Source organism: uncultured Stenotrophomonas sp. (assembly GCF_963519125.1).
Classification (GTDB): domain Bacteria; phylum Pseudomonadota; class Gammaproteobacteria; order Xanthomonadales; family Xanthomonadaceae; genus Stenotrophomonas.
Genome location: NZ_CAUQLJ010000008.1, coordinates 124,284 through 141,173 on the forward strand (window position 1 = coordinate 124,284; position 16,890 = coordinate 141,173).

Consider the following 16,890-nt stretch of genomic DNA (forward strand, 5'->3'; position numbering starts at 1 on the left):
CCCATTCGCGAGTCGCCTGTGAAGCCTGCCACCCAGTCGCTGCAGCCCTTGGCCGGTGGCGACCGCATTGAAGTCATCGACATCCTGCGCGGGGTCGCGCTGCTCGGCATCCTGTTGATGAACATGGAAGCGCTGAGCGGTCCGCTGGACCTGGCCTTCACCGGGATCGACCCGCACTGGACCGGCCTGGACTACTGGGTCGACGCAGCGGTGTACGTGCTGGTGCAGGGCAAGTTCTTCACCCTCTTCTCGCTGCTGTTCGGCGCCGGCTTTGCGATCATGGCGCAGCGTGCCGAAGCCGCGCGTCGCGACTTCACCCCGTTCTACCTGCGCCGCAGTGCTGGCCTGCTGGCCATCGGTCTGTGCCATGCGCTGCTGGTCTGGTCCGGCGACATCTTGGTGATCTACGCGCTGGTTTCGCTGCCGCTGCTGGCCACCCGCGAAGCGCCGCAGCGCTGGCTGCCGGCCATGGGGGTGCTTACCTATCTGTGCGCGGCCGCCATGATGCTGCTGCTGGGCGCCGTGGTCGGCCTGGCCGCGCAGGCGCAGGGCGAAGGCGGCAGCATGGCCAGCGCCATCGCCCAGGGCCAGCACACCGTTGAGCTGCAGCGGCAGGCCTATGGTCATGGCACCTTTGCGCAAGCCGTGGCGCAACGTGCCAGCGATCTGGGTACCGCCCTGTCTGGCGCCCTCATCATCGGCCCGGAAGTGCTGGGCATGTTCCTGCTGGGTAGCTGGTTCGCGCGCAGTGGCGCGCTGGCCGAGCCGGATCGCTTCGAACGGTTGTACCGCAGGCTTCGCCTCGTCGCGTTGCCGGTCGGGCTGGGGTTGATGCTGCTAAGCGCCCTCTGGGTGCCGTATCTGGCACCGGGTACCTTCACCCCGACCACGGGTGCGGCCTACGCGCTGTCGTCGCTGGCGAGCCTGTTGATGTGCCTGGGCTACCTGGCGTGGATCGTGCACTGGCACCAGCGCCTGCGCGTGCTGGCGCCGATGGGGCGCATGGCACTGACCCAGTACATCCTGCAGTCGCTGGTCTGCACCTGGCTGTTCTACGGCTATGGGCTGGGCGCGTTCGAAACGCTGCCACGCGTCTGGCAGGTTCCCTTCGCGCTGGCGCTGTTCGCGCTGCAGGTGCTGCTCAGCCATGTGTGGCTGCGCCACTTCCGCTTCGGCCCGCTGGAATGGGTGTGGCGTGCGATGACCTACGGACGCTGGCCAGCGTTGCGGCGGTGAGACGCAATTTGCCGCATCCTCACGCCTGAGGCGCAGGCGGGCGTGGCATGCTTGCGCCCATGACTACGCACTTTGATTACGACCTGATCGTGCTCGGCGGCGGCTCCGGTGGACTGGCTGCCGCGTTCCGCGCCGCGCAGCACGGCAAGCGGGTGGCGATGCTGGAACCGGGTGAACTCGGCGGCACCTGCGTCAACGTCGGCTGCGTGCCGAAGAAGGCAATGTGGCTGGCTGCCGACCTGTCCAGCCGGGTGACGCTTGCGGCGGCAATGGGCTTCGACGTCCCCACCCGGCCCACGCTGGATTGGAAGGAACTGGTGGTGCACCGCCAGGGCTATATCGCCAACATCCATGCCAGTTACCTCAAGCGCCTGAACGACACCGGCGTAGTGCGCGTGCCGCGCAGGGGCCGGCTGATCGACGCACACACGGTGGAATGCAGCGACGGCATCCGGATCAGCGGCGAGCACATCCTGCTGGCCACCGGCGCGCACCCGCAGCGCCCGGACATTCCCGGTGCCGAACTGGGCTCGGTGTCCGACGATTTCTTCAATCTGTGCAGCGCACCGGAGCGCGTGGCGATCGTCGGTGGGGGTTACATCGCGGTCGAGCTGGCGGGCTTGCTGCAGGCGCTGGGCAGCCGGGTCACGCTGCTGGTGCGAGGCGAGCGCCTGCTCGAACGCTTCGATGCCGAATTGACCGCGCAGCTTGGCGAGAACCTGCGCCACCACGGCGTGCAGCTGCACTTCAATTACCGCCTGCGTGAGCTGCGCCGCGATGGCGACGACGTCATTGCGTATGGCCACGACGGCCCGACGGAACCGCGTTTCGACCAGCTGTTCTTCGCCACCGGCCGACGTGGCAACAGTGCCGGACTGGGTTTGGAAGCGCTGGGGATCGTGGTGGGCGAGAAGGGCGAAGTGGAGGTCGACGACTGGCAGACCACCGCAGTGCCCAGCGTGCACGCGGTCGGCGACATCGCCGGCAAGGTCGGACTGACTCCGGTGGCGATAGCGGCTGCGCGCAAGCTGATGGACCGCCTGTTCGGTGGCAAGCCGCAGGCGAAAATGGACTACGAGAACATCGCCAGCGTGGTCTTCTCGCACCCGGCGCTCGGTGCGGTAGGCCTGACCGAGCAGGAGGCGCGCGAGCGCCACGGCGACGTGCGCGTGTACTGCACCAATTTCCGGCCGATGGCCCAGGCACTGGCCGACGGCTCCCAGCGCAGCCTGTTCAAGCTGGTGTGCGTAGGCGAAGACGAGCGCGTGGTCGGCGTGCACCTGCTCGGCGAAGCCGCCGACGAGATCCTGCAGGGCTTTGCCGTGGCGGTGAAAATGGGCGTGACCAAGGCGCAGCTGGATGACACGGTGGCCATCCATCCGACTTCGTCCGAAGAAATCGTGCTGATGCGCTGAGGAGGCGCTGCACATGAAAAAGTCGAAGCCCGGTGCCGACGACGCGACCGATGCCGCAGCACAGGCGCGTGCGCGGATCCTGGCGGTGATCCGCGCGATTCCCCGCGGCCAGGTGATGGGCTACGGCCAGGTCGCGGCCGAGGCCGGCCTGCCGGGTCGGGCCCGGCTGACCGCGCGGGTGCTGGGCATGAACGACGACCCCGACCTGCCCTGGCACCGGGTGCTGCGTTCGGACGGACGGATTGCCATGCCGGAAGGCTCGCGCGGCTGGCGCGAGCAGAACCAGCGGCTGCGCGCCGAGGGTGTGGTGATGGAGCGCGGCCGGGTCAAGCACATGTCCCGGGCCGAAGACGACCTGGATGCTGCGGTGTGGGGCCCGACCTGACGTTATGATGGGCCCGGTTCCAAAGGATGCCCCCATGTTTCCGCGACTGCCCACCGTTACCAAGGCACTGTTGATCGCCAACATCGTGCTGTTCCTGCTGCAGCAGCCCTTCCTGCTCGGCAACGGCACCTTCGAGCCGTTCATGCTGCAACCGCTGCGCGGTGACTTCGATCCGTTCTCGCCGGGTGGCAACTTCCAGCCGTGGCAGCTGCTCACCTATGGCTTCCTGCATGGCAGCTTCGGCCACCTGTTCTTCAACATGCTGGCGCTCTTCATGTTCGGCGCGCCGCTGGAGCAGACCTGGGGCGAAAAGCGCTTCCTCACCTATTACCTGGTCTGCGTCGCCGGCGCCGGCCTGTGCCAGCTGCTGGTCGGCGCGATGCTGACCGACCCGGCCACCGTGCTCGGTGCCTCCGGTGGCGTGTTCGGCCTGTTGCTGGCCTACGGCATGCTGTTCCCAAACCAGCGCGTGATGCTGCTGTTCCCGCCCATTCCGATGAAGGCACGCACCTTCGTGATCGTGTTCGGCGTAATGGAACTGGTGCTCGGCGCCACCGGCTGGCAGCCGGGCGTGGCCCATTTCGCGCACCTGGGCGGCATGCTGTTCGGCTGGCTGCTGATCCGCTACTGGCGCGGCCAACCGCCATTCAAGCGGCGCCCGCCGGGCGGACCGAAGCGACCCAACCACCTGCGCAGCGTCTGACATCAACGCCAGGGATGGCACACCCATGAAAATTCTGATCCTCGGCGGTTACGGGGTGTTCGGTGGCCGACTTGCACGCCTGCTGTCGGACCTGCCCGGCTTGGAGCTGCTGATCTGCGGGCGCAGCCTGGTCGCTGCGCAGCGTTTCTGCGCGGACTACCGCGGCGCGCCGCTGGTTCGCCCTCTGGCGGTGGACCGGCGTGACATCGAGGGCGTCCTGCAGGCCGAGCGACCGGATCTAGTGGTGGATGCGTCCGGGCCTTTCCAGGACTATGGCGACCGCAAATACAACGTGGTCGAAGCCTGTATCGCGCTGCGCATCGACTATCTCGATTTTGCCGACGCCGCCGACTTTGTTTTCGGTGTGGCCCGGTTCGATGCGGAGGCGAAGGCGGCAGGCATTTTCGTCCTATCCGGCGTCAGCAGCTTTCCGGTACTTACTGCCGCTGTCCTGCGCGAAATGGCGCAGCGCATTACGCTGGTATCGGTGGATGGTGGCATCGCGCCTTCGCCATACGCGGGCATCGGACTGAACGTGATGCGGGCCGTGGTGGGGTATGCCGGCGCACCGGTGAAGCTGCAGCGCGGTGGCGCCCCCGGGCATGGAGTGGGACTGGCGGAGACGCGCCGTTTCACCGTCGCCGTTCCGGGCCGCCTGCCGTTGCGCAACCTGCATTTCTCGCTGGTGGAAGTACCGGACCTCCAGGTCATTCCGCCCGAGCATCCTTCCCTGACCGACATCTGGATGGGCGCCGGTCCGGTGCCGGAGGCGCTGCACCGGGTGCTGAACCTGCTTGCCCGTGCGCGTGCCCGGTTCAAGCTGCCCTCGCTGGAGCCGTTGTCGCCGCTCTTCTACCGCGTGCTCAACCTGATGAAATTTGGCGACCATCGCGGCGGCATGTACGTGCGCGCGCGCGGCCTGCGCGACGGGGTCGAAACCACCCTGAGCTGGCACCTGCTCGCCGAGGGCGACGACGGCCCGTACATTCCGTCGATGGCGATCGAAGCGGTGGTGCGCAAGCTGCTGGCGGGCTCCCGCCCAGCTGACGGCGCACGCCCGGCCACGCACGCATTGGAACTGGCCGACTACCAGACGCTGTTCGCCGGCCGCGACATCCACACCGGGTTCCGCCACGACGATCCCACCGCCAGCCTGTACCGGCAGGTCCTCGGCAGCGCCTTCGATGCGCTGCCACCGCAGGTGCAGGCGCTGCATGAGGCGACCGGCGCACGGCAGTGGAGCGGCGTGGCCCGGATCCGGCGCGGTACGGGGCTGTTGTCGCGGCTGGTGGCGGCGGTGATCGGATTCCCGAAGGCGGCAGAACAGGTGCCGGTAACGGTCGCCTTTACGCCGGAGCGCGGCGGGGAACGCTGGACACGCAGCTTCGCGGGCAGGCGCTTCACGTCGTGGCAGCGTCGTGGGGCAGGACGAAACGACGCGTTGCTGGTCGAGCGGTTCGGTGCGATCGACGTCGCCCTGGCACTGGTGGTGGACGGCGACCGGCTCACGCTGGTGCCGCGCCGCTGGTCGTGCCTGGGCATTCCCCTGCCGAACGCGCTGCTGCCGAAGGGCACGACGTTTGAAACCGAGGTGGAGGGGCGCTTCGTGTTCGACGTGGAGATCGCCGCGCCGATCGTCGGATTGATCGTGGCGTATCGGGGGGCGTTGTTGCCGGATTGAAACGCAGAACAAAAAAAGCCGCGATCATGATCGCGGCTTTTTTCATGGTGCAGCCGGGCAGAGCCCGGCGCCATGGCGTTGCGGTCAGCGCCAGACCTTGATCTGGTCGCCTTCCACGCGCTGCATCGGCTGGCCCGGCTTGCAGCTGTAGGTGGCACCGAACGACGGCAGGTTCGACAGCGGACCATTGGTGCGCCACTTGCCCGGCGCCATGGTGTCCGAGGTCAGACGCTGCGCGGCTTCGTTCGGCGACAGCTGCTGAGGCCACAGGGCAGCCCAGGCGCGGAAGAATCCCTGCTGGGTGGCCGGCTTGGCGCCCGGCTCCACGGCGTTGTAGGCGGCCCACGCCAGTTCCAGCCCGGCCAGGTCGGCCAGGTTTTCTTCGCGGGTCAGTTCGCCGTTGACCTTGGCACCCTTGACGCCGGGGAACTCGTAGCCGCTGAACTGCGCGGCCACGCGGTTGCCCAGCAGGTTCCAGGCGGTCTTGTCGGCCGGCGTCCACCAGCTGCGCAGCTCGCCCTTGGCATCCACCAGCGAGCCCTTGGCGTCGATCGCACGGGTCAGCTCATGCGCCACCAGCGCGCCGTAGCTGCCGTACTTGTCGGCGGTATCGGCCTTGGCGTTGAAGATCGGACCCTGCAGCGCGGCGGCGGTCACGATCAGGCGGTTCTGCGCGATGTCGTACGCGAGCGCCGGCTGCTGCGGCAGCACGTCCCAGCGACGGTCGGCGTTGCCCTTGCCGATCCGCTTCATTTCTTCGCGGTGGCGCCAGGTCGAGGCGATCAGCATGTTGCTGCCGAAGCTGCCGCGGCCCATCGGCTGCACGCTGTAGTCCAGGTCGCGCAGCGGGGTGCCGATCTCGATCTTCATCGCGGCCAGCTTGGCCTGCGCTTCGGTCTTGGCTTCGGCGCTCAGCCAGCTGTTGGCCTTGACCGCTTCGATCTGGGTTTCGCGGATCTGGTCGGCGATCACCGCGGCCTGGCGGCGGTCTTCGGCCGACAGGTGGCGCGCCGCGTATTCGCGGCCCACCATCGGGCCGGCGGCCACGTTGATCGCGTCCAGCACCTGCTCCCAGCGCGCCGGGGCGATGGTTTCGCCACGGATCACGCGGCCGCGGAATTCGAATTCGGCGTCGCGGTAGGCCTTGGACAGGTACGGCGCCATCGCATCGCCCACGCGCCAGCGCAGGTAGGCCTTCCACTGCTCCGGCTTGATCCGGGTGACCATGCCGTCGAGCGTCTTGAACAGCGCCGGGTCGGACAGCGAGACCAGGTCGTCATTGACGCCCTGCGCCTTCAGGAAGGCGTCCAGCTGCAGGTTGCGGTAACGGCTGTTGAGCTCCTTGGTGGAGATCGGCGCGTAGTTGTTGAACGGGTTGTTGATGCCGGCCAGCGACTGCGCATTGCGTGCCAGCTCGGTTTCCAGCGCGATCACCGCCTGCGACTCGGCATCCAGCTTGGCCGCCGGGGTGCCGGTCAGCGCCAGGATCTGCTTGACGTAGTTGCGGTAGCGGCCCATCAACGCCACGGTGTCGGCGTCGGTGCGGGTATAGAACGCCGGGTCCGGCAGGCCCATGCCGCCCTGCATGAAGTAGCCGATGTGACGGTCCAGCGCCTTCAGATCGACGTCCGGGCCGAAGTTGAATGCCACCGGGATGCCGACCTGGTGCAGTGCGGCGATCGACGCCGGCACATCCTTGGCCTTCTTGATGGCATTGATGCGGGTCAGCAGCGGGGCGATCGGGTTGGAGCCGTCTGCTTCCACGGCAGCTTCGTCCAGGCCGCTGGCCCAGAAGTCACCCAGCAGTTTCTGCACGTTGCCCTGCGGCGCTTTCATCGCGGCGTCGAGCAGTTCACGCTGCTGCTGGCGGCTGCGGTCGACCAGCTGGCCCAGCGCGGTGGTGGCGCCGGTCTGCGGCACCGGGTTGGCCTTCAGCCAGCCTGCATTGGTGGCGTCATAGAAGTCGCTGCACTGGGCACTGACAGCCGGGGCACGCGCGGCCTTTTTCTTGGCAGCGAACGCGTCGTGGGTCGGGACCAGGGTCGCCAGGCTGATGCCCAGGGCGATGGCAAGCGGACGGAAGTTGGGCATGTGGAACGAATCCGTGATGGATTGAGGGCGCGCGCACTATAGCAAGCCGGGCATCGACGCGGCATGCACGCGTCGCGGTGCATTCGCCGACCAAGGTCGGCAGCTACCGGGGAGCGCCGGGATCAGTAGATCCACGCCATGCGTGGATGAAAGACACCCCAGAAAAACAAAGGCCCGGGAATTCCCGGGCCTCTGCAGGTCTGCCTTGGCGTCAGCCGTGGCTTACCAGATCACCACCTGCTGCTCGCCAGTGCGGGCCATCGGCGAACCGGCCTTGCACTGGAATGCCGCGGCGAAGGTCGGCAGGTTCGACGGCGCCCCCATGGCGCGGAACTGCGCCGGCGCGTGCGGGTCGGTCGCGAGGCGGACCTTGGCGTTTTCCGGGGTGTACTTGGTGCGCCACACGGTAGCCCAGTTGAAGAAGAAGCGCTGGTCACGGGTGAAGCCATCGACCTTTGCATCTTCCTTGCCGGCGGAGGCCTTCTGCAGCGCGTCGTAGGCGGTAGCCAGGCCACCCAGGTCGGCGATGTTCTCGCCCAGGGTCAGGTGGCCGTTCACGGCCTGGCCGTCGACCTTGTACTGGTCGAACTGCTTGACCAGCTTGCCGGTGAGGCCTTCGAAGTTCTTCTTGTCAGCGGCGGTCCACCAGTCTTCCATGTTGCCGGTCGGCCCGAAGCGTGCGCCCTGGTCGTCGTAACCGTGGGTCATTTCGTGGCCGATCACCGCACCGATGCCGCCGTAGTTCAGCGCGTCGTCGGCCTTCGGGTCGAAGAACGGCGGCTGCAGGATGGCGGCCGGGAACACGATCTCGTTCTGCAGCGGGTTGTAGTAGGCGTTGACCGTCTGCGGGGTCATGCCCCACTCGGTCTTGTCCACCGGCTTGCCGATCTTGGACAGGTTGAACTTGTAGTTGAACTCGCTGGCCGCGCGCACATTGCCCAGGTAGCTGTCGCGCTGGGTCTGCAGGCCCGCCCAGTCACGCCACTTGTCCGGGTAACCGATCTTCGGGGTGAAGGTTTCCCACTTGGCGATGGCCTTGGCCTTGGTTTCATCGCTCATCCAGGTCAGGCCCTGGATGCGCTCCTTGAGGGAGGCGGCCAGGTTCTTGACCAGCTCTTCCATCTTGGCCTTGGATTCGGGCGAGAAGGCGACCTTGACGTACAGCTGGCCGAACGCTTCGCCGGCATCGTTTTCGATGGTGCCCAGCACGCGCTTCCAACGCGGCTTCATTTCCTTCTGGCCGTTGAGGGTCTTACCGTAGAACTGGAAGTTCTGGTCGGCGAAGGCGTCGGACAGGTACGGCGAGGCGCCGTCGATGGTGCGGAAGCGCAGGTAGGAACGCCACACCGACGGGTCGGTGTCGCCCAGCGCCTTGCTCACTTCCTGGTGGAAGCTCGGAATGGCCAGCGAGAACTTCTCCGGCGCAACGATGCCCTGCGCCTTGAAGAATTCGGTCCAGCTGAAGTTCGGGGTGAGCTTGTCGGCGTCGGCAACGCTGACCGGGTTGTAGTACAGCGACACGTCGCGCGAGAGCTGCTCGCTCGACTTGGAGGCCTTGGCCAGGCGGGTTTCGAACTTGACCACGTCCGCAGCCTGCTTGGCGGCGTCTTCAGCGGTCGCGCCGGAAAGTTCCAGCACCTTGGCCACGTGCGCCTGGTAGGCCTTGAGCTTGTCGGCGTTCTTGGCGTCGGTGTAGTAGGTGGTGTCGGGCAGGCCCAGGCCGCCCTGGCTGGCGTAGGCGATGTTCTGCGAGGAGTTCTTGAAGTCCGCTTCCGGACCGAAGCCGAACAGCACGTTCTCGCCCTTGGCCGCGCTGGTGCGCAGGTAGTTGGCGATGGCGTCCTTGTCCTGCAGGCCGTCAATCGCGGCCAGGTCGGCCTTGATCGGCTCGATGCCCTGCGCGTTGATCTTGGCCTCGTCCATGCCGGTGGCCCAGAAGTCGCCGACGATCTTTTCGATGCCGGTCGGGTTCTTCACCGCCGCGACCTGTTCGGCGAGCTGGTGCTGCACGGCGACCGAACGCTCGTCCAGGATGGTGAAGGCGCCCCAGCTGGTGCGGTCGCCCGGGATTTCATTGGCGGCCAGCCACTTGCTGTTCACGTAGTCGCCGAACGCGGTGCAGGCGTCCAGGCTCTTGTCCAGGTCGGACGGATGGAAGGCGTTGTAGGCCGGCAGCTTGCTTTCGTCGAGCTTGAACTCGGTGGCGGCCGGGGCAGCGGCGGTCGGGGTGGCGGTGGAGGCCGCGCTGTCCGTAGCCGGTGCTTCGTTCTTGCCGCAGCCGACCAGCGCGGCCGAAACGGCCAGGGTCAGCAGAATCATTTTGGGAGTGCGAGAGATCACGTGTTGGCCTCCGGGCCGAAGAATCTTTCAGGATGGCCCCACCGGGGCCGTGGGCCAGACGATACGCCGCTGGACCAGCCTGCAAGGGTGTCGAAGGTCATGGCCGAAGGCAAGCCGCCACCGCGTGAGAGGTCTTCACAAGGCTGCTACCGCAGGACAAGTCGCCGCGCGCCGGTGTATACAACCGTCCATGGGCACTTCCAACGCGCGTGGGTGGGATGCGGTCATCATTGGCGGCGGGCACAACGGCCTGGTCTGCGCGGCCTACCTGGCCCGGGCCGGGCGCCGCGTGCTGGTGATGGAGCGGCGGGGCGTGGTCGGTGGCGCGGCGGTCACCGAGGAATTCCACCCCGGGTTCCGCAACTCGGTGGCCTCTTATACGGTGTCGCTGCTGCAGCCGCGCATCATCCAGGAGCTGGCACTGGCCGACCATGGTCTGCGCGTGGTTCCCCGCCGGATCAACAACTTCCTGCCGCTGCAGGGCGACTACCTGCTGGCTGGTGCCGGGCTGACCCAATCCGAGGTCGCGCGCTTCTCCGCGCGCGACGCCGAGCGCCTGCCGGCGTTCGAACGGCGACTGGAAGCCTTTGCCGATGTGCTGCGCGACCTTGCGCTGCAGGCGCCGCCGAACGTGGGTGATGGTCATTGGCTGACCCAGCTGCCGGCGTTGTGGCAGGCCGGGCAGCTCGGCCGACGCCTGCATGGGCTGCCGCCCGCGCTCCGCCAGGAACTGCTGGACCTGTTCACCATTTCCGCAGCGGAATACCTGGACCGCTGGTTCGACAGCGAACCGATCAAGGCGCTGTTCGGTTTCGATGGCATCGTCGGCAACTACGCCAGCCCGGAGGCAGCAGGGACTGCGTATGTGTTGCTGCACCACGCGTTCGGCGAGAGCAACGGGGTCAAGGGCGCCTGGGGCCACGCCATCGGCGGCATGGGTGCGATCACCCAGGCGATGGCGCGGTCTGCCATCGCTGCCGGTGCGGAGATACGCACCGACTGCGGGGTGGCGCGGGTGCTGGTCGAACACGGCCGTGCCGTCGGAGTGGAAACCCTGCAGGGCGAGGTGATCCACGCGCGTGCAGTCGTCGCCAACGTCAACCCGAAGCTGCTGTACGAACAGCTGTTCGCGCCGGACCAGGTGCCGATCGCCACGCGCGAACGCATGGCCAACTGGCGCTGCGCATCCGGCACCTTCCGCATGAACGTGGCGCTGTCGGCGCTGCCGTCGTTCAGCGTATTGCCCGGGGCAGGGGACCACCTCACCGCCGGTATCATCATTGCGCCGAGCCTGGCGTACATGGAGCGCGCCTACACCGACGCGCGCCAGTTCGGCTGGTCGCGCGATCCGATCGTGGAAATGCTGATTCCCAGCACCCTGGACGACTCGTTGTCACCGCCCGGGCAGCATGTAGCAAGCCTGTTCTGCCAGCACGTGGCACCGGTGCTGCCGGGTGGGCGCAGCTGGGATGAGCATCGCGAAGAAGTGGCGGACCTGATGATCGCCACCGTGGACAAGCACGCGCCCGGGTTTGCCGATCTGGTGCTGGGGCGGCAGGTGCTGAGCCCGCTCGACCTGGAGCGGACGTTCGGCCTGATCGGCGGCGACATCTTCCATGGCGCGCTGAGCCTCAACCAGTTGTTCAGTGCGCGGCCGATGTTGGGGCAGGCGGACTATCGCGGGGCGCTGCCCGGGTTGTATCTGTGCGGGGCGGGCACGCATCCCGGTGGTGGGGTGACCGGTGCGCCCGGGCACAATGCGGCGAAGGTGATTCTCTCGGGCTGAAATGACATCGGCCACCCGAAGGTGGCCGATGTTGGGTCCGCGAGGACACGCCACGCGTGTCCCACGGGTACCAACCGGCGCCTTAAAGCCCGCCGCCGCCGCAACCCTTGCCGAGGTAATCGTCGATCAGCTTGAGCTGGTCGCCCATGATGGCGCGGGTCCAGGCCGGGCCGTGCGCGTAGTCGGCGATGGCGTGGTATTCGACCGGTTGGCCAGAGGACTTGGCCTTGGCCACGAACCATTCGGACTGTTCGATCGGCACGGTGCGGTCGCGGTCGCCGTGGTAGACCATCAGCGGGATCTTCATCTCGCCGGCCTTGTCCAGCGGATTCAGGCCGTCCACGGTCTTGGCCTGGGCCTGGCGGAAGAACGGGTTGGTGTAGAACCGCGACCAGATCTTCTTGATGTCCGACACGCCGGCACCGGCAATGGCGCACTTGTACAGGCCATTGGGGCGAACGGACGCGGCAAAGGCCGAATAGCCGCCATAGGAGAAGCCGAACATGGCGATGTGGCCGGGCTGGGCGATCTTCTGATCGATCATCCACTTGGCGCCATCGTCCTTGTCATCCTGCATCTTCTGGCCCCACTCGGCGTCGCCGGCCATCCAAAGCTTGCGGCTCCAGTCGGCCGAACCGCGGAATTGCGGGCGCAGCACCGCCATGCAGCGCGAGGCCATCAGCGGCACCCACATCGAACCGTCGAAATCCATGCCGTCGCGTGCCCAGGGGCCGCCATGCGGATGCACCACCGCCTTCCACGGGCCGGCACCGCACAGCTCGGTGTTCGGGGTGGTCAGGAAGGCCGGGATGTCCAGGCCATCGCGGGCCTTGTAGTACACCAGCTTGGTGGTGCCCAGCGCGGCAGGGTCGATCTGGGGGTAGGTCTTGGCCAGCTCGGTCAGCTGACCGTTGTTGAACAGGTAGTAGACCGGCGGGTTGGACGGGCCGGAGACCGAGACCAGGAAGGTCTTGAGGTCGGCGCTGTAGTCCAGCAGGCGGATGGACTTGCCGCCGTCGAGCTGGGTGGTGGCGTGCTGGCCGGTGGCCGGGTCAACCAGGTTCACCGTGCTGGACTGGATGCCCAGCGCCTGGCGCAGGCCCTGTTCCAGCGACTTGAAGGCCGGATTGGTCCACTGGATTTCGTTCTCGCGCGGACCGCTGTAGCCCACCCCGAGCAGGGCACCAAACGGCACGCCCTCCACGTTCCTGTAGCGGTTCATCACAACGCTGCCGGCGTTGAAGAACTTGTGCTCGAACAACACTTCCTTCTGCTTGCGGGCGTTGATGTCGTATTCGTAGATGATGGTCTTGTCGCGGCCGACGTTGCTCTGGATGAAGGCGATGTTCGGGTCATCGGCGAAGCCGACCACCTGGGTGACGTCGCGATCCTTCACGTACGAGCGGAAGTGCTCTTCCCAGGTGTTGGTGGCCGGGTTGCGGAACTCGGTGGCGACGTACGCGCCGGTGCCATCCACGTCCTGGCGCAGGCGTGCGCGCAGCTCGCTGTTGAGGTCGGTCACATAGCCGGCCACGCGCTCTTCGGTTTTCTGGATGCGCTGGGACGTAAAGCTGCGCAGGTTGACCTTGTACACGTCACCGGAGTTGCTCCCCGACCCGTTGACCACCAGGATGTGATCCGGGTCGTTGGGCAGGGTGTCGAGTACCGTCGAATTGGAAAGCGCCTGTTCCAGCTCCTCGTTGCGGCTGGTGGCGCGCGGCAGGGAGATCGGTTCCTTCCACTGCTTGCCTTCGGTGTCGGTGATCAGGAACTTGCTGATGAAGGTTTTGTTGATCCGGTCCGTGCGCAGGTCGTACGGCTGCCACAGTGTGACCGCCAGCAGGCCGTTCTTGATGAAGCTCACACTCTGGAACTTCATGCGCCCGGCGCCGATCACGGTCGGCGCCTTGTTCAATGCGTTGGTGTCCCAGACCACGATGTTGCGCTCTTCACCGTCGGCGCGGAGCCCAGCGATCTGCTTGCCGTCGGGCGACAGGGTCAGGCTGGAAACGGCCGGGAACGCGGCCATCTGTTCGATGGTGGGTGCCACCGGCGCGGCATGCAGCAGGGAAGAAGCACTGGCCAACGCGGCCAGGAGAAGAATCCGTTTCATTCATTGACCTCTGTTCGTGGTACGGGCCGGCCACCGGTTTACCAGCGCCGGAAACGAAACCGCCGCCCCGAAGGGCGGCGGCTCGTGAAGCGCTATCAGAAGTTGTAGCTGACGTTCATGAAGTAGCTGCGACCGAAGTAGTCATAGCCACTGTACAGCGGGGCATTGCCGACGGTGTTGTACACACCCTGCGAAATGGTCGGCGGCGCCTTGTCGGCCAGGTTGCGTACGCCACCGGTGACCGACCACTTGTCGGCGTCGTACTGCACCGAGAGGGCCTGCAGGAAGTAGTTGGGCGTGTACAGCTTGTACTGCGAGGTCGCCGGATCGAACAGGCCCGGGTTGTTTTCCTCGTAGTAGTCGTAGCTGTCGGTCTTGTCGATCCAGTCCAGGCCGTAACGGACCTGCCAGTTCTTCCACTTGTAGGCCAGATCCAGGGTGGCGGTGTTCTGCGGCGAACGGATCATGCCCACCGAGTCGACCTTCGGATCTTCCGGGAACAGCTGGTCGGTCTGCTCGATGTAGTGGGTGACCTGCAGGGTGGAACGCAGTTCACCCGGGCCGACATCGCGGACATAACGCAGGGTGAAGTCGACGCCACGCACGTGCTCGGTAGCCACGTTGATGAAGCCGTTGGTCACGGTCAGTGCGTTGTTGTCCGGGTTGCGCGAGATCAGGCGGCAGACGCCGTTGCCTGCCGCGAAATCGGCGGCCGAGCTGTTGTAGCAGTTGGTCAGGATCGCTGCACCGCCGGCATCACGCACGCCGTTCTCGACCTTGATGTCGAAGTAGTCGATCGCCGCGGACAGGTCGCCGAACGCGCCCAGCTCCGGCTGCAGCACGATACCGGCGGTCTTGGCCTTGGAGGTCTCAGCCGACAGGCCGGTTTCCGCGCCGCCCTGGGTGATGACGGTCACGCCGGAGGTCTGGATGAACTCCGGGTCGAAGCCCTGCGAGGCGCAGTTGATGTAGCGCATCGAGTTCGGGCTGGCTTCGATGTAGGTGTCGCACGGATCGGCCGCGGCGGACAGGAAGCCGGTGGTGCCACCGAGGAACTGTTCGAACAGCGCCGGAGCGCGGTAGGAGGTGCCGTAGGAGGCGCGGAACGACAGCCACTTCACCGGGGTCCACAGGCCGCCGATCTTGTAGGTTTCATCCGAACCGTACGAGTCGTAGTCGGTGTAACGACCGGACACGTTCATGGTCAGTTCTTCGGCGCCGGTGACGCCGGAGAGCAGCGGCAGTTCCAGTTCGCCGTACGCTTCGAACACCGAGTCCTTGCCGCGGGTCGGGGCAGAAGCGGTCAGGTTGAACAGGTCCTGGTCGATCGAGTACGGCGACGGGGTGTCGTCGATCTTGGCACGACGGTATTCCACGCCGAAGGCGCCACCGGCCGAGCCGTAGGGCATGTCGAACAGCGGACCGTTGACGTTGAAGTTGAAGGTCGACTCTTCATACACGGTGTTGCCGGTGACCGGCACGAACACCCAGTTCTTCCAGTCCTGCGGCAGGCGGCCACCGATGGTGTTGCTGTTCAGCGCCGGCGCTGCGACGCAGCCGTTGGACGGGTCGACGCAGGAGTAGCCGCCTGCACCGTTGGACACCACGTTCAGGCTCTGCGCCAGGCGGCTGGTCAGGAAGCTCTGGAAGGTGTAGTCGGCGTCGCTCTTCGAATGCATCGCATTGAAGTCGTAATTCCATTCCGAGCCCAGGTGGCCACGCAGGCCAGCGTTGAAGCGCAGGAAGTCGACGTTCTGCTTGCTCTGGTCATTGCCGAAGCCAATGAAGGCGCGCACGCCCATCGGCTGGCCATTGGTCAGGTTGGTGGCCGAGCCGGCAACACTGTCGCGCAGGTTGGCCGGGATCAGCGGGCTGCCCACGGCGTAGTCCAGCGACAGCTGGCGGTAGCCGGTCTGGGTCGACTTGCGCTTGTTGCCCAGGAACTCGTAGTACAGCTCGGCATCACCCAGCACGCCGGTGTCGAAGCCGCCCTGGAAGTACAGGGTGTGGGTGTCGGCGGGCGAGATCAGCGACTGGTTCAGCATCGCGTCGTCGAAGGTGTCGCGCGACCAGGTGTTGACGCCTTCATAGCCGACCAGGCCGGTGGTGACGGCGGCATTCGGACGCCAGCGGTTGAAGCGCGTGCCGGTGGTGCCCGGCGCGGCCACGCCGGTGCGGGTGTTGGTGCCGATGGTGTTGATGGTCACGCCACCTGCGTCCAGCGTGTAGCACTTGGACTTGCCGGTCAGCGGATCGATGAAGTCGCCGCTGCCCCAGTAGTCGCCCGCGTCGATATCGCGGTACTTGTCGGTGGCGCAGCGGGTCCACTCGCGGTCGCGCAGGGTCAGTTCGTTACGGGTGTAGTACTCGTACGAACCCGAGAAATGCGAACGTTCGCCAGTGTTGCCGAACACGATCGAGTAGCGGCGTTCGTCGCCGCCCCCGCCGTCGGTGGCGTTGTGCTGCGCTTCGAAGCTGAAACCATCGACCTTGTTCTTGGTGATGATGTTGATGACGCCGGCAACAGCGTCGGAACCGTAGATCGACGAGGCGCCGTCCTTCAGGATTTCGATGCGGTCGACGATGGCGTTCGGCAGCACGTTCAGGTCGGTCGAGCCGACCGCACCGCGCGCACCAGCCGGCGAAATGCGGCGGCCGTTCATCAGGATCAGGGTACGGGTCGGGCCGAGGCCGCGCAGGCCCAGGGTATTGGCGCCCGGGCCGCCGTCGGTGACGTAGCCGCCGTACGCATTGTTGATCTGCGACGAACCGGCGGTCACGGCGGTGCTCTGCAGCGCGGCGGTGGTCGAGTTGAAGCCGGCCAGCAGGGTTTCCTGGCGGGTCACGACCTGCACCGGCGACACCGAATTGAAGGTGTCCTTGGCGATGCGCGAACCGGTCACGGTCACAGTGTCGAAGGTGGTGGTGGAAGCGCTCTTGGCGGCTTCTTCGGCCGTCTGGGTTGCGCTGCTGTCCTGCGCGAACGCCGGTGCCGCCGCGAACACCATGGCGGTGGCCAGGGCGAAGCTCAGCGGATTCCGGCTGAGCGACTTGCGATTCATCATGTGTGGATCCCCTTGGAACGATCGATTGCGTCAAACACCGGTGACATGGACCAGCAGGCGTCTCCGTGTGCCCTC

At 66.3% G+C, this 16,890-nt stretch carries 10 protein-coding genes; 6 read left to right on the top strand and 4 right to left on the bottom strand.

Features of this window, described 5'->3' with window-relative positions; all coding sequences use genetic code 11:
- Positions 1-18 precede the first annotated feature (18 nt).
- The 5 genes from RYM47_RS08895 to RYM47_RS08915 are packed head-to-tail and all read left to right on the top strand — an operon-like array spanning position 19 to position 5,420.
- Positions 19-1,236, top strand: a complete 1,218-nt coding sequence (locus RYM47_RS08895; RefSeq protein WP_315387295.1) for a DUF418 domain-containing protein — start codon at positions 19-21, stop codon at positions 1,234-1,236.
- A 59-nt stretch (positions 1,237-1,295) separates the two neighbouring features.
- A complete protein-coding gene (gene gorA, locus RYM47_RS08900; RefSeq protein WP_315387297.1) occupies positions 1,296-2,651 on the top strand; it encodes a glutathione-disulfide reductase in 1,356 nt (451 codons plus the stop codon).
- A 13-nt stretch (positions 2,652-2,664) separates the two neighbouring features.
- Positions 2,665-3,036: an MGMT family protein gene (locus RYM47_RS08905; RefSeq protein WP_315387299.1), complete on the top strand. Its 372-nt coding sequence runs from the start codon at positions 2,665-2,667 to the stop codon at positions 3,034-3,036.
- Between the two features lie 34 nt (positions 3,037-3,070).
- Positions 3,071-3,739 carry a rhomboid family intramembrane serine protease gene (locus RYM47_RS08910; RefSeq protein ID WP_315387301.1) on the top strand — a complete coding sequence of 223 codons (669 nt, stop codon included), beginning with the start codon at positions 3,071-3,073 and terminating at the stop codon, positions 3,737-3,739.
- Positions 3,740-3,764: 25 nt separating this feature from the next.
- Positions 3,765-5,420: a DUF4166 domain-containing protein gene (locus RYM47_RS08915; protein WP_315387302.1), complete on the top strand. Its 1,656-nt coding sequence runs from the start codon at positions 3,765-3,767 to the stop codon at positions 5,418-5,420.
- An 84-nt stretch (positions 5,421-5,504) separates the two neighbouring features.
- On the opposite strand, the gene RYM47_RS08920 is transcribed toward RYM47_RS08915, so the two are convergent.
- Together RYM47_RS08920 and RYM47_RS08925 are read right to left on the bottom strand one after the other, a co-directional pair.
- Entirely contained in the window at positions 5,505-7,511 is a 2,007-nt protein-coding gene (locus RYM47_RS08920; RefSeq protein ID WP_315387303.1) for a M13 family metallopeptidase, read from the bottom strand.
- A 222-nt stretch (positions 7,512-7,733) separates the two neighbouring features.
- Positions 7,734-9,848, bottom strand: coding sequence for a M13-type metalloendopeptidase (locus tag RYM47_RS08925; RefSeq protein WP_315387384.1), 2,115 nt, complete (start codon positions 9,846-9,848; stop codon positions 7,734-7,736).
- A 193-nt stretch (positions 9,849-10,041) separates the two neighbouring features.
- Here RYM47_RS08925 and RYM47_RS08930 point away from each other — a divergent pair, with 193 nt between their 5' ends.
- On the top strand, positions 10,042-11,637 hold the full coding sequence (locus tag RYM47_RS08930) for an NAD(P)/FAD-dependent oxidoreductase (protein ID WP_315387304.1): 1,596 nt from the start codon (positions 10,042-10,044) through the stop codon (positions 11,635-11,637).
- 82 nt (positions 11,638-11,719) lie between these two features.
- On the opposite strand, the gene RYM47_RS08935 is transcribed toward RYM47_RS08930, so the two are convergent.
- Positions 11,720-13,750, bottom strand: coding sequence for a prolyl oligopeptidase family serine peptidase (locus tag RYM47_RS08935; RefSeq protein ID WP_315387306.1), 2,031 nt, complete (start codon positions 13,748-13,750; stop codon positions 11,720-11,722).
- A 95-nt stretch (positions 13,751-13,845) separates the two neighbouring features.
- Positions 13,846-16,815, bottom strand: coding sequence for a TonB-dependent receptor (locus RYM47_RS08940; protein WP_315387307.1), 2,970 nt, complete (start codon positions 16,813-16,815; stop codon positions 13,846-13,848).
- Positions 16,816-16,890: the final 75 nt, after the last annotated feature.